Annotated in this window: 10 protein-coding genes; all 10 read left to right on the top strand. The window is 42.2% G+C overall.

Annotation, left to right across the window (positions count from 1 at the left end):
- Window positions 1-2: 2 nt before the first annotated feature.
- Window positions 3-1259, top strand: coding sequence for a hypothetical protein (locus ACKI4H_RS18510; protein ID WP_407308416.1), 1257 nt, complete (start codon window positions 3-5; stop codon window positions 1257-1259).
- Between the two features lie 34 nt (window positions 1260-1293).
- The gene (locus ACKI4H_RS18505) at window positions 1294-1521 is read left to right on the top strand and encodes a hypothetical protein (protein WP_407308414.1); all 228 of its coding nucleotides are present in this window, start codon (window positions 1294-1296) and stop codon (window positions 1519-1521) included.
- An 18-nt stretch (window positions 1522-1539) separates the two neighbouring features.
- Window positions 1540-5175 carry an Ig-like domain-containing protein gene (locus ACKI4H_RS18500; RefSeq protein WP_407308411.1) on the top strand — a complete coding sequence of 1212 codons (3636 nt, stop codon included), beginning with the start codon at window positions 1540-1542 and terminating at the stop codon, window positions 5173-5175.
- Between the two features lie 48 nt (window positions 5176-5223).
- Window positions 5224-7950, top strand: a complete 2727-nt coding sequence (locus ACKI4H_RS18495) for a hypothetical protein (protein ID WP_407308409.1) — start codon at window positions 5224-5226, stop codon at window positions 7948-7950.
- Between the two features lie 55 nt (window positions 7951-8005).
- Window positions 8006-11188 (top strand): hypothetical protein, encoded by a 3183-nt coding sequence (locus ACKI4H_RS18490; RefSeq protein ID WP_407308407.1) that lies wholly within the window; start codon window positions 8006-8008, stop codon window positions 11186-11188.
- A 44-nt stretch (window positions 11189-11232) separates the two neighbouring features.
- Window positions 11233-11649, top strand: coding sequence for a hypothetical protein (locus tag ACKI4H_RS18485; RefSeq protein ID WP_407308405.1), 417 nt, complete (start codon window positions 11233-11235; stop codon window positions 11647-11649).
- Window positions 11650-11665: 16 nt separating this feature from the next.
- Complete coding sequence (locus ACKI4H_RS18480) at window positions 11666-12052, top strand: hypothetical protein (protein WP_407308403.1); 387 nt, start codon at window positions 11666-11668, stop codon at window positions 12050-12052.
- A 104-nt stretch (window positions 12053-12156) separates the two neighbouring features.
- Entirely contained in the window at window positions 12157-13635 is a 1479-nt protein-coding gene (locus ACKI4H_RS18475; protein WP_407308401.1) for a peptidoglycan DD-metalloendopeptidase family protein, read from the top strand.
- 2 nt (window positions 13636-13637) lie between these two features.
- Window positions 13638-13937, top strand: a complete 300-nt coding sequence (locus tag ACKI4H_RS18470; protein WP_407308399.1) for a hypothetical protein — start codon at window positions 13638-13640, stop codon at window positions 13935-13937.
- The coding region (locus tag ACKI4H_RS18465; RefSeq protein WP_407308397.1) for a hypothetical protein at window positions 13934-14596 on the top strand (663 nt) is incomplete at its 3' end. The genes ACKI4H_RS18470 and ACKI4H_RS18465, both read left to right, overlap by 4 nt.

The raw sequence follows: 14596 nt of genomic DNA, 5'->3' as shown, positions 1-14596 counted from the left end.
TTATGCATTTCACATTCCGTCAAGGGATTGCAAGATATCAAACTGACATATCTGCAACACCCTCATTTCTTCAAAAATCTAGTCAATCAGGGGATTTCATTGACTTAGTAGTAAGTCCAGACCCTACAATTGTGGTCTTTGCCCATAAAGGCTCAACATATGTTCTTGAAGAAAGCAGGACTGTTTCAAGAGCATGGGGTCCTTTCTCAGGAAATTCAACATGCTACCTTTATTGGGATATTAGCTTGCTGGATGCAACTGTAACACGTGGGTTTACCACTCTTCCACAAATCGTCTCTTCTATTCCACCATCAAATCCCGCGACCGATCAGCATTGGTTTGACACCAATGCACATCAGATGAAGGTGTGGAATAATGGGAAATGGTCAGATAAGATCCGTGTTTTTGCTGCGAAGTACTCATCGCAGGCAATCATTCAAGGATTCCCTATTGGCACGCAAGCTGGGGAAAATGGATCATTTGAAGGTGGTAGCATTCTACGTGATTCTTTTGGGAAACCACTTCGTCAGTCTGATGGCACTTTTTTAACCACAGTATCATCTATCTCTGTTGTTAACACACCCACCCAACCAATTAAACTCGCAGCTGAGATCTTAATTGGAATGGCAGAAGAAAATATTCCTAAATTTAGTCTTGTCCAAACTAAATCAAAAGCTTTAAGCTTAGCAAAAAGTATTGATCATAATTCTCGCGTAATTGGTATTGTAACGGAAGACTTGTATAGAAATGAAGTTGGAAACGTTCAAACCTTTGGCATTGTTAGAAATGATCAATGGAATTGGGCAACTAAGAATTTTGGGAAACCAATTTTCTGTGGGCCAACTGGAGAGATCAGTCTTTCGGCGCCGACTGTTGGTGTTTCACAAGTTGTTGGATACATTTATGATGTCAATAGCATCTTCATTAATATTCAACCTGCAATTATTCTTGATGAAGTTTCATCATCTGGGCGCCGATTAGTTTCATGGGTTCCAGAACTTGGGGAATTTGCTGTAACTGAAATTACGCAAGACTTTGATGTTCACAGTGGGGTTTTAGGTTATCAGCATAATCAACCGATACCATCTAAAATATGGCAGATCACGCATGCGCAAAACACAAAGCATGTTCATATTTCCATATGGGATGAAGATGGAAGCTTAATCTTCCCAGATGCAGTAAAGATTAATGATTCTAATACAGTCATGGTAAAGTTTTCGAAGGCCATTGCTGGTCAAGCAATCCTTATGCTTTTTTAATCTTCCATAAATAAAATCAACTAAAGGTTAAAACATGAAAAGATGCAGCATTGAGACTAGTGACATTGTGCTTTCGGCAACTCTAAAGATCAAAGGGTATAAACTTGATAGAATTGAAAAACAAGGGAATCGTGGCATTTTCTGCTTTGCAGATGTCGATCCGCATGTGCTAAATGATTTTGATCTTGGCAAGTGCATGGTTGAACCTGTAGCATTTCACAACGCTGTTAAAGCTCTTACAACTGCGACGCGTCGCATCTAACATCTCTGAAAGAATTCCATGAAAATTAACGGTAACTTAGTGTTTGAGGTGTCCGATGAATCAGAAGTTAAAAATCTGTGCTTAGAAAAAGTTTCTGTTCTTCCACAGATTCAATCAACTGATGTTGGTCGTCTTCTCTATAATAATTTAACTAACAGCATATTTGTTGGTACAGCTATAGGCGATCAACAATATGTTTGGAAACCTGTTGCAGCAGGCGGCGATGCAACAGTATTAGTTGCAGAAATTGATCGCGTAGAAGCAGCGTTAGGTTTATCTTCCGACGGAAGTTTTAATGCTGCTGCATTTACAGGAAACCTTGCTGGTCAAAAGTCATACACTGATATAATTCGAGCACTGCAAGGACTTGTTGTTTCAGCGCAGGCATCTGCAGATTCTGAAGCAGCGCGCGCGATAAATGTCGAAGGTCAGCTCAGCGATAAAATCACAGCTGAAACCACTCGTGCCACTGCAGCTGAGGGTCAAGTTAATAACAAGATTTCGTCTGAGGTAACAAGGGCGACAGCCGTTGAAGGACAGCTCAGCGATAAAATCACAACTGAAACCACAAGAGCAGCAGGTGCAGAAGGCCAACTGAATGATCGTATTACAACAGAAATTACGGCTGTTAGCAATCAATTAAATACAAAAATTCAAACTGAGATTAATGATCGCCAAGCTTCAATTTCTTCAGTGCAAGCTGATATAAGCACAGAAACCACTAGAGCAATACAGCAAGAATCTGCAATAAGAGCAGAGATGGCGTCAGCACTTGTAGGGTTAACTTGGGAAGCGCCTGTCAACTTCATGTTCACCGATCATACAAAGATTACAGGGGCAAAAGTTGGATCACGCGTTGTTGACTTAACAGATTTTAAAATCTACACAGTCACTTCAATTAACAACGACGTGCTTACATTTAATTCTGGTGAAGCTCTTGTAGAAGGTAGTGCGTTCTTCTTCACAAGCAATGGCGGTGGGTATGTTTTCAATGGCACTGCTGTTGTGCAATTCAGTAATGCGTCATCAACGGTTAATGCGGGAACTGGGTTAACAAAAACTGGAAATACCCTCAATATTACCTCAGACACTGCAACAATTGCTATTTCTGAGGACTCAATTGATTTGTCTCCTGATGTACTTCGCTACATCGATGATGTTCAAGAACTTGTTTTTTCTGAGCAAGATCGCGCATTAGTTGCTGAGCAAAATCTTCAAGATGCGCTTAACGCAGAACAGTTTAGAGCAGAACAGGCAGAACAGGCTCTAACTGGTGATTTAAATTCTGAACGCGATCGCGCTGATTCTGTCGAGCAAAGTTTAAGAAATGATCTTAATGAAGAAATCGCAGCTCGAATTGCAGGAGATCTTACGCATGGAGGAGGCGGGAGTGGCTCAGATGACGGGATTGTCTGGGGTGAAGTTATTCTTCCAGATACCCCAAATACACCAATTGATGCCAATTTGCTTGATGCTAATCTTGGGAATTCATTCATAGTCACTCTCACATTGCCAACACAGGTCTTACCACTAATTAAGAACGCTAAGCCTGGCGTAATGTACAGTATTGTGTTAATGCAGGATAAAGTGGGAAGTCGTAAGTTAACTTACGACAGCAAACAAAAATTTGAGGGAAGCGCTGTACCGACATTGAGCGCGCCTGCGTTCATGATTGACGTTCTAGACATACAATATTTGTCATCTAGTTATTTCTTTACAAAAACGCGCAAAGGCTTTACAATTACTCCAGTAGCTCGTATTGGAGAAACCTATGTCGACACACTACAGCAAGCAGCAGATATCGCCGTTGATGGGGATACGACATGGGTTCTTCGAACAGGACAATTGAATGAAGTTAATTCTGCTTGGACAAAGAATGGCTTCTTTGAGTTGGCAGGTGTGCCAGCTGCAACAAAGCCAGAACTTATGGCAAATGTGCTAACACGACTGGCTTATGGTAAAGCCGTGTATAATCCAGAAGCTGGATCTCACGTAGTTCGAGATCTGGCAATTTCTGGGGCCGCAATTTCGCCTGATGATAATGGTGCCGCAATTCGAAATAACCCAGGCACAAAATATCTTCGTCTTGAACGTTTACATCTGTTTAATAATCAGAACGGAGTTTTAGCCGGTGCACCAACTGAAACAAATAAAGTCGCAGAAGGTAATTACAATATTGAAATTATTGACTGTGATTTTGATGCAAATGGCGTTGCACCGTCAGGACTAACTCACAACATTTATCTTAATGATGATAACCGTGTGTATGTCCTAAGATCGCGTTTTACCAATGCCCGATATGGACATGATTTTAAAAATCGTGCCGCGGAGCTGGTTCTTGATCGAACGTATCACCAAGGATCAACACAAGGTCGTGAACTTGATACGCCTAATGGTGGCATTGTTCATGCTGTAAACTGCTATTTTATCAAAAATCCAGATGCAGTTCAAAACAACCTTGTGGGTATTGGGCAAGAAGGTATTCGTGACGGTAAGCAAGAGTATATCTTTAGAAATTGTTTATTTGAAAATGACAAGGAAGCTAACTTTGCACTGACGTGGATCAGTCAGCAAATTAGTAATATCCCTGTAAAACTAGTTGATTGCGTTTTCCTAGGTGGAAATCAAAATTGCATCGTAGGCCCATTTGAACTTTATTACACAGGCGGTCCAATTGGTCCTGAAGGGTGGGACCAAACACGGCGTGGGGTTGTTCCACAACGTGGAACAGTTGATCCAAATGGTGGTACGACGTTCTTTCCTGCAGATCAGCAGCCGCAGCCTGTTTATGGGCCTGATCCTACTCTGGATGCATTCCCACCAACAGGCTCAACAAATGAACCAACGACTGCTCCACCAGCACCAGATTGGTATGGTGAACAACCAACCAATCCACCAGCGCCTGATACACTTCCACCAAGTGTAACATTATCTGCATCAAAGTTAAATGTTACGGCTGCTGGAAGTGTAAACTTGGTGGCGAGTGCAACAGATAATAAAGGGGTAAAATTTGTTGAGTTCTATAAAGATGGCGCCCTTTTTGCAACTGATAACACGACGTCATCATTTAGTACGACTTTGAATTTTACTGATGCTAACAACGGGACATATTCATATACAGCAAAAGCATATGATGCTGCAGGAAATTCAGCAGTAAGTGAACCAGTGGTTATCACTGTTAATATTATTGTTATTCCTCCACCAACTGTTTACCCATTTTCAAAAGATTCTGTGACAAAAACAGAATTTAAAAATGCCGTTGAAGCAGCGCCTATCGGCCAAAAGCGAGTAGCAGGTGCTCAAGCTTTAATAGATGCAATGAAACCTAATTATCATTTAAATATCTATCAAGAGAATACTCTAGTTGTGTCAATAGCTTTTACAGAATATTTGCAGATAAATAATGATGGCGCCGATGTTGTTGTGACTTTAGGAACACCTGACAGTGGTAATCCTCTTGTCGCGGCTGACATTACTCAAGGCACATGGCATTTTGAGTTAATTGGCGGACAGGATAACACACGAAGCATCAAGGGCAGCGTTGGTCCAGTGGATTCTGGGAAATTGATGACTCTATCAGATAATCCAGAACCAGGTTCTGGATTATCTATCGTGTTTAAACTCGTAATCAATCGTGCTTTAGACGGAGTATAACATAACGCTAAACCTGCTGTTGAACAGCAGGCTTTTTCAAGGATTACTATGAGCTTAAAATATTCACCAGGTATTGCCGCGGCATTATCAATTGCAAAAACAACTAGTGCTTGGTGTCAAGCACTAGTTAATACATTAGGAACTAATCTTACATTTGTTTGTAAACGAGATGATAGAACAAATGTTGATGCTTGGGCATCTGGCACTTCCTTTTTCTCTTCAAACATCGTTGGAAACCCCAAAATTCAAGGAACTAGTGTAGTCGATTTTGGCGTGCTTCGCTCAGCAACAATAAAAACTGCTGCTAATCTAGCGACAGGAACGAGTGTAGCGAGAATTGTTGGTAGTAATGGAGAATGGATTGAAGGCAGATTTGGATTATTAACCAGTGATGCAGAATTTAGAGTTAAATCTAATCCAACAGCATCATCAGGCCTATCACTATCAAATGTTTCTATCTCTGCTCCACGTGGAATGCCATCAGGAATAGGTCCTGCAATACCTGACGAAACTGACGAAACGACAGTAGCTATTGTAATTGAAGACATGTCCGTTCCAGCATTTCCATTTGTAGCAGCCACAATTGAATTAGACTATAAACGCGAACCTTTAATCTTTCAAGATCTGGAATATGCCACCCAAATAGGTGATATTCAGATTACGCAAACTCATAACACTGCCATTTTTAGTCAAATGGAATGGGGGACAACCCGTTATGATTTAAACGCTGTGCACAATGCAGAAGCTAATGTTCCTGTAGAACAATTATTAGTTTACTGCAAACCTCATGGTTATTGGACTACCTATCCTTTCATGGATACACAACGCCAGAAACGAGACCTGACATTTCCAACTCCATTCCGCGTTAAGTTGTTACGTAAGAAAGATCGCAGCGTTAAGAAAATCATTGAAATGCGCGATGGTCTTCCAATCAACTCTCCTGAGCTTAGCCATAATGGCTGGGCTGGTACTGGTAAACCATTGCGGCCACATTGGAATTGTGCAATGATGCTTCAATATCAATCGCATATGACGAAACCATCAGCTAACTTTGCTAAGTACTTTAATGGCATGGAACCTGAATCAGTGCGTCATAGTCAAGCGAAGATGGGTGCGTCAACAAATGCCGCAATTCCACTTTACAGTGGTTCTACTCAGGTCAACAGCGCGCTTCAATACAACGCTTTACCTCAATGGCCAGTGCGTGAGTGCAAAATTTGGAATGATCCAGAACTAACTAGTGTAGATGACATGTCTGACGGTTATCTTTTTAATCCGTATACCTATAACTATGGAAATCAAGCTTGTATTTCAGGTTGGGATGAAGAACCGGCATCAATCAGTGGACATGATTGGCAGCCGTTCTTAGGTGGTTTGCGTCACGATCGCTCAATTGTTTTTCATGCACTTGCGATGTATGCAACTGAACCAGAAGGTGTTCGCATCAAAGGTAAAGTGCCTTGGAGGACCATGGTTGACCGTTATGCAAAAGCAATGTTTTATCATTCACACCACTTTGTAAGGGATGTGAAAAATTGTACTGGTATTCCAAAAGAGTTAGTATTGTCAGGACGGTATGCAAATATTGCAACTCGATATTCCGGACGTCTGGAATCTGTTCCGGGCGGAACAACTCGGGCCTTTGATAGTGCTAGTGGTGTAGAATCAGGTGTAATGCGGGACGGCCACTTCCTTTGGAATGGGTTCATGCCTGATGACCTGCATGCTTCCAACTGCCCTGGTCTGATTGCGCTATTATTCAATAGCCCAATGCATCATATGGCTCAAATGTATCGTTACGCTACGCTTGTCATGTCTTGGCCAGACTTGGGAATGCGCCCTGATAAAAACCCACGTGAATACTGGATGCAACGTAATCATGCTTGGCGTTTACTCCATTATGCGGTTATGTGGAAATTAGGTACAAAGCACTTTACTGGTTTCTCACGTGAAGAGATTGAAAAGAATCTTCAGATTGAAATTGAATTGTACCATGATAACATTATGGTACCTACAAAAGACGTGACAAATACTGATCCATGGTTTACAAGTCTTCGTGAACTTGGTATTGGTGTCGATTACGTTGAAGGTTGGAGAAATAAGCTTGACGGAAATGGTAATCCAATTCAAAATGGCGTAGATGGTGATGGTAATCCTACGTACGAAACTGAAGACACTAAAAATTGGACAATGTTTCATGATACAAAAGCTTTCTATATGACGCAGGTATTAGTGTTAATGCGTCAATTTGGTTTATGGAAAGTAATGCGTGAGAAATCTGAAAAATGTAGACTAGGCCTAGATTTCCTCATTGAATGTTTTGATAAATTCGGCATTGAGGCTTTCTATGAAACTAATGGTCGTGCTGCCGCTTATAATGGAGACTTATCAAAGGCAGTTCTCCGTAGCAGTCCTACAATGCCTCGGACTGCAAAAACATGGACTGAATGGGGAACTGATATTTGGCCGCGCAATGGTGTTGAAGATCTAGTAACCCGAGCAGACGGTACAATTAGCAGTGAAGTATCGTGGAATCAGAATGGAACTATGCATTTACGCTCACAATATATTCTGATGCGTCCGATCTTCTTCCCAGAGTATGCGCACCCGAAACTTGCTGACTGCGTAACTATGGTTAAAGCCCAATACAAGAAACACGATGATTGGGTTAACAGCTTCCCAGCAAATACCTTTGAACGTTCTGGACGTGACTGGTCTGGACGATGGGCGCCCCATGGTATCTTGAAAGCACCACCAGTATTAGAACCAATTTAAATATCAACAGATACTACATAAGATTATGTAGTATCTGTTTAACTAAGGAATTAAAATGCCGGTTACAAAAATTATTAACGGTGTCAATACACAGATTAGTTCTATTGGTACTAATAACCGAGATTATGCTACTGTTGCTGCATGGGAAGCATCTATTCCATCCAATCCAGCGGGAACCGCCACTCGATACATTGGAGAACTGTATAAAGATTCAGAATTTCTCGAAAAAATCAATATCAATAACCGAACGACAACTGCAAATTATAATGTTGTACTAAGAACAGCGACTGGTCAATCCTTCCGCGATCATGAGAGTGCGGCAACAAATCCATTATTTCCTGATCCGGCGTATGGCGTATTTTTCCGTCATACGCCAGCATCCGCAGGGGAAGCTGCAATTACGGTAAGTGCGCCGTATACTGAGATTGAAGGTATTCAAGTATACTCTAATAATCCTGTTTCATCCGCAGGTTATTTTGGTAACTACAGCGCTACAAACTTAAAATGTTCTAACTCTATTATTTTAGCTACAGCTAGAGATAGGTGGCATTCTCCTGTGTACGTTAACGAAGATGCTGAATTCCACAATGTCTTAGTTATCTGTAATTCTACTGAGGGTTATCGAAATGCAATTGTATTACCAAATGGTTCAAAGACTTATAACTGTGGCTTTGTCCGGCCTAGCAATTTAGGCCGGTCTGGACAAGGGGTATCTTACGGTAATGGTTCAACCATTATGAGGAATAGTTATTCCTTTGGTTTCGCCACTACGGGTGATAACTTTGCTGGTGATCATAACGCTACAGATTGCTCACGTTTTTCTAATGATCCAGCAACAGGTGACAAACTCAATCTTACTATGGTTGATCAATTTGTTCAACCTGATATTTCACTGCCTAACCCTAACTTCCGTCTGAAGAAAGGCAGCGCGCTGTACAAAGCGGGTGCTGATTTAAGCAGCGTAGGCATGCCATTAGTTGATATGATGAATCAACCACATGGCCCTACATGGGATATCGGGCCTGTTGACCTCCCTGAACCAGCTACTACAATTAGGTTTAATGCAGTTGCTGTCTTGGGCTTGGTCAATGAAGTATCAGGGGCATTTAAGGTTGATGCTGATGGCGAAATTGTTAATCCTATCATTATTACACCAAGTGACAATAACGGTGGCGGATTATTTAACCCGACAACTGTAACTATAAGTGAAGCTGCGCCGGTAGCTAGCTTCACTTATACACCATCAACGCTTGGTGATAAATCCATTACATTATCAAATAATGGTGGTATCAATAACCCGTCAGCTGTAACGTATAAATCAGCAACTGGATCGACTAAAGTAACTTGGGGCACTTACCCGGCAACTGGTCGCGGCGGTGAAGAAGTAGGCCCAATTATCGTATCGACAGATGGTGTGGTAACTGAAGATACTGAAGTTACACCTAATGACGGTGATAATGGTGGGTACTTTGTTCCGTCATCAGCAATCATTACACGTGCTAAACCTTCTGTTACATTTGTTTATGTAGGTAATTCAGGTGGAAACAAGACCTTCAATGTTACTAACAACAAAGGTTTGGCGAATCCACAATCAATCAGCCTATATTTGCGTAAACCGATTACAGCACAACCTACTCCATCATCAGATACTCTGATGGTAAAGAGCATTGGGCCAGGAAAAGACTTTGCTACTATACGTGATTTTGGGGTTTGGGTTCAAAGTTTAACTCTCTCCACCTTAAAGATGGACGTCTTAGGTGAAGTTTATGTAAATGATGAACTTTCAATTTACACTCAGGTGTTTAGCGATAACGACCCGGGTCCTTATCGTGTTTATCTTCAACCAGTTCCTGGCCTTGGATTCTGGAATTATGAAGAAGAGGGAGATAAGTTTAATTATACCAATGACGGTATTCAATTAACTATGAGTGGCCCTGTACTTAAATTTGGTAAAGGTCTTACAGTTCGTGGGTTTATGATTAATATACCTTCGACAGGTAGCCCACTCCGTTTATCGAGTAGAAGTGGCCCTTCGATTATATTTGAACATAATCGTTTCAAAATTGCAAAAGCTGGTACTGTTTTTGAAACAGGTGAATTTTACACATCACCTGAATTCCGCGATAATCTATTCATCCGTGAAGCTGGGGATGGGGCCATCATGGATTTAAATATTTACACGGTGTTTGAACGTAATACAATTATCGCTATCGGTACTGGAACATTCACGACTGGTGTAATAAATTGCGATCCAAATGGTATTACAGATAGGATGCTTGATTCGATTATTAGGGACAATGCATTTATAAATGTAGGTGGTTATCCAATTCGACGCCCTGATCTGATCAAGTCAGCAAACATCTACAACAATGCTACTGATAACGCGCTCGCCACCACTACACCAGGAATAGCTGTCGGCCCTGCTGGTTCTTTCTTAATAGCAAGTGATGACTATCGTCCTAAAGATAAAAGCTTGCTCGTTGGCGGTGCGTCGTCCTATGCGATCGACGCCATTGACAATCGTTACACGATGCGTGGAGGTTTACCTGATATTGGTGCTGTTCAAGGTGCAAAACGCACACCACTGCCACTGGTAACGATTACCAACATTGATGTTAACGGCCAAGATATTACTGTTTACTTCGATACAAAATGGGCACCATTTTCAGGTACCGCGCTATTAAAAGCAAATGCAACTAATCCAGATGGCGCAAGCACACAGTCTCCTGTGAATGTCACACTCACAGAAGGTAAAGGTGAAGCGAAGTGGGTTAATGTTCCAGGAGGTAATTATGAAATTCCAATCATTTCCTTAAAAAATGATGGTGGAGTAAATAATTCTCAGACTGGCGGTGCCAAGGTTAAAATTCTTAACGTTATTGCTGATATTATCGATGGTGAGTCTTCTTCCCCAACTGGTGGTTCACCATCCATGACCTTAGACACTGCATATTTTGACAATGATACGCTGATTTTGGGTGGTAAGGTAGATAATCAAGGTGATAGTAACTTCCAAATCAATGTGTTTGTTGATCCTCAACCAAGTGGAACACCGATTGCTCCTCAAAATGTTGTAAATATTTTAGGCAAAACATGGGGGACCATGTTCCCTGGACTTAGCGGGTCATTCAAAGTCCGTATGGTAATCGTTGCTAATAATAAAACCGTCACTGTATCCAGTAATGTGAAAAAAGTAATTAGTTACAATGCAGTAGTCCCTATAGAACTTGATAATTAAAATTTTGCCAAGACTGCAAGCAGTCTTGGCAAAGGATAAAACATATGAGCTCATTTCTTACGTTAATAGGTGGAATTAAAGGCGTTATATTTCTTGTCTTGACTGTTGCACTGGGTGGATGGATATTTACCCAGAAGCAACATATTGATCAAGCACTGCTTGAAAGAGACAAAGCAATTGCTCAACGTGACATAGTTGTTGCTGAGCGAGACAAAGCAATTGACGCAGCAACAACCAATGATGAGACAATTTCAAGATTAGAAGATGAAAAACGTGACATTAATTTTGCCCTAAATAGTCTTGCAGCAGCCAAAGATAACAATCGATCAAACACAGTAACACGCGAGATTATTATTCAAAATCAAGCAGCAATTGCTGCAAACGCTGCTCAAGCAGCGCCTGTTCTTAGTTCAATAATTACTGAAGTGCAAAATGACCGAACGCGGCGCCGTGGTCAATAATTAACACATGAGATCAATGAAAAAACTATTCATACTATGTGCGGTAGTTCTAACAGGCTGCGCGTCGAATCCTCTGGCATTTACAAATACAGAGGTTATTACTGCAAAACAATATGTAGTGCGGACAGCTCCTGATCAACTTAAGACGCTGCCACCATTACCGCCAAAGATTGCAAATCCTGCCACTGCAACAAATACTCAGGTAGCGACATTCATCAATAATACTGAGCAATATGTTTCTGACCTTGAAGCGATGATCCAAACGCTCGTTTCATTTTATGAAAAACCTGTCACTACAACAGAGGCAGGGACGATGCAGCCAGTGACACCACGATCACCAGCAACACCTTCGCCAGGACGTGTTATCCAGCCTCAAACAACAGCTGAGGTCAACAAGCCATGACGTGTTGCCCAAAACCACCTGAGATTAAAGTAGGAAGTTCCTCTGATGAGGATTATCCTGCACAGGATACAGAAATTCGCCCAGGTGAAAGTGTTGAGTGTTACATGCGCCGTGCTGGAAATACAACAGGGCGAATGGACGACAAGACAGAAAGCATTCCTGACAAGATTGAGAACACTGACATCCCACTCCGTGAAGGACACATTGTTGACGTTGCGTTTAGGTTGACTCCAAACTCCACCAAAACCGCAACGTCTTGGACAATTTCAGGAACCCCTTTGCCCCAAGGAGTGACTTTCTCAGGCAATATTTTACGGGGAACATTTCCAGAATCAAGTTATGGGCAAGCATTTAAGATCAATATTACTGCTGAGCCCAATATTGACACCCGCGCTTTCGTGTTTTCTCCTGCAAAAGCGACAGGCTCAAATGAAATTTCTTTTGTTCATCCGCTGCCAGGGGCCCACGTCACTTCACCATTTGGTCCACGGCGACCTCCAACCAGTGGTGCAAGCAGCCAACATGGAGGTGCAGATTTTTCGTTAAAACCTAAACCACCTGGGGACGTGCTGGCCGCTGCGGATGGTGAAGTTACTCTAACAGCGTATCAAGCTGGCGGCGCTGGAAAACATATCAAGGTCAGGCATCTCAATGCATCAGGGAGAGAGCTCTGCACTACTGTTTATATGCACCTTGCAGATTTCTATGTTTCGCAAGGACAAAAGGTAGTTGCAGGCCAAAAGATAGGAAAGGAAGGAAACACCGGGGTCGGCACAGGCCCCCACTTGCACTTTGAATGCCGACTTCCAAATGGGACCAAGATTGATCCTGTTCCCTTGATTAAAGGCACCATTGCTGTGGCTCGAGAAACAAATCCAGATAACTCAGCAAAAGATGGGACACTTGAAAATAAGGATGGAAACGCAGTTCTTACGCCAGCAAATGTCGATGCAAAGGAAGCGGGTTGCGAACCTTTTGGGCCAGACTATCCTAAAGACCCTACAGAAACACAGGATGCTCCCGCTGGTGATCCATTTGAAAAAGCCTGGTTTTTCACGATGAAGCATGAAGTAGGCCCACATTGGACTGTCGATGCGCCAAAGGACCCCGAAGTTGCAGAAGGAAAAATTGATACCAAGGAACAGCGAAAGAAAGATGGTTACGTAAATTCAGCAGGTTTTCCAGGTGGTGAAACAAAATTTGGTATTGCTCAAGGCCCCAATCCAAGCATCAGGGTAACAACGATGGGGTATGATCCAGCCAAAAGTGCCGGGTTTAATAACTACTGGAAACGTGGGCCTTCTTCAATAGTGTCATCTAAACCAAGAACTGCCATCATGTTATTTGATCTCAATTACCTTCATGGCGTAGGAAATGCGAACAGCATTAAGAAAAATGCGAACATTGATGGACTTGAAGATTCAGCCGCTATTGAGGCGCTGTCAAGTGCGCAGCAGTCCTTTATGAGAAACATAGTCATTCAAAATCCCAGCAGGCAGAAGTACCTGAACGGATGGCTGAAGCGTTCACGTGAACTTCTTGAATATGTAAAATCTGTAACTTTAGAAAATTCAGAAAGTTAATCATGGGAAATGTTGTTAGAATTACTGATAACGTCAGCTGTGGTGACCACGTTGCACAGGGGTCAAGCGATGTGTTCGCTAATGGTCTTGGTATTACGACCGAGGGGAAGAAGAAAACAACTGGGCATCCACCAAAATACGCGCCCACTGAATTTCAAGGACCTTGGTCAAGTACAGTTTTTGTAAACAACCAGGCAGTAGCTCTAAAGGGGAGAACTAAGATCATCCCACACGATAAAAAGAAAGAGCACATCAACGCAGTCGCTTCATCTGCATCACCAAACGTGAGCATTGAAGAATGATGTTTGAATTAAAATCACGAGCTGAGCGACGTGCTCGATTGTTTATTGGTGGAACTTATTTTCGCGCCAAGAAAGCTGGCATTGAAGGCAACAACATTTCAATAGTACTGATCGAGGATGGTGATAAAGGAAGATTGATTGTAACAAATCACAACACATATCCTGCAGAAAACGTATTAGGGCCAGTCAGTGTTGAATTTCTGGAACAAAAATTGAGGTGGAATGAAGGAATCTTAATCGAGAACTTGGACACCACACCAACAGCGCGCGGATACAGCATTAGTTCGCAAATAGCGGTGGCGCAGTACACTTGGGAAAACCTCGGTGAAATCTCATTTTCACGTGCAATTCGCATCCCGGGTAAGCTAAGTGCTAAGCTCACCCTGAGGCCTTCAGGAACACTCAAAAATGAGGTGATACACCTTACACCACGCACAAAAAGCTATGATCTGGTGCGCATTACGAGGCTAGCAGGGCCATTAGAGACACCAGTCACGGAAAGTGGATGGGACATTTCAGCTCTTCGATCTGCAGTGGCTTCTGACCCATGGATTGAAATGATGCCACGGGGCGTTGACCCTCATGACGATGGTCAAGATTTAGATTTCTTGGATGCTTTTCGAGATACCCACCTCAAGGGTGGTGATGGAATGCCGATC

This window comes from Acinetobacter sp. (genome assembly GCF_045628685.1).
Lineage (GTDB): Bacteria > Pseudomonadota > Gammaproteobacteria > Pseudomonadales > Moraxellaceae > Acinetobacter.
The sequence above is the reverse complement of the archived record's forward strand: the minus strand, read 5'-3'. Positions and strand labels throughout refer to the sequence as shown.

What these genes read in the sequence shown, in the direction of transcription:
- ACKI4H_RS18510 (WP_407308416.1), top strand. Translation starts at nt 3, where the DNA reads ATGCATTTCACATTCCGTCAAGGGATTGCAAGATATCAAACTGACATA.
- ACKI4H_RS18505 (WP_407308414.1), top strand. Translation starts at nt 1,294, where the DNA reads ATGAAAAGATGCAGCATTGAGACTAGTGACATTGTGCTTTCGGCAACT.
- ACKI4H_RS18500 (WP_407308411.1), top strand. Translation starts at nt 1,540, where the DNA reads ATGAAAATTAACGGTAACTTAGTGTTTGAGGTGTCCGATGAATCAGAA.
- ACKI4H_RS18495 (WP_407308409.1), top strand. Translation starts at nt 5,224, where the DNA reads ATGAGCTTAAAATATTCACCAGGTATTGCCGCGGCATTATCAATTGCA.
- ACKI4H_RS18490 (WP_407308407.1), top strand. Translation starts at nt 8,006, where the DNA reads ATGCCGGTTACAAAAATTATTAACGGTGTCAATACACAGATTAGTTCT.
- ACKI4H_RS18485 (WP_407308405.1), top strand. Translation starts at nt 11,233, where the DNA reads ATGAGCTCATTTCTTACGTTAATAGGTGGAATTAAAGGCGTTATATTT.
- ACKI4H_RS18480 (WP_407308403.1), top strand. Translation starts at nt 11,666, where the DNA reads ATGAAAAAACTATTCATACTATGTGCGGTAGTTCTAACAGGCTGCGCG.
- ACKI4H_RS18475 (WP_407308401.1), top strand. Translation starts at nt 12,157, where the DNA reads ATGCGCCGTGCTGGAAATACAACAGGGCGAATGGACGACAAGACAGAA.
- ACKI4H_RS18470 (WP_407308399.1), top strand. Translation starts at nt 13,638, where the DNA reads ATGGGAAATGTTGTTAGAATTACTGATAACGTCAGCTGTGGTGACCAC.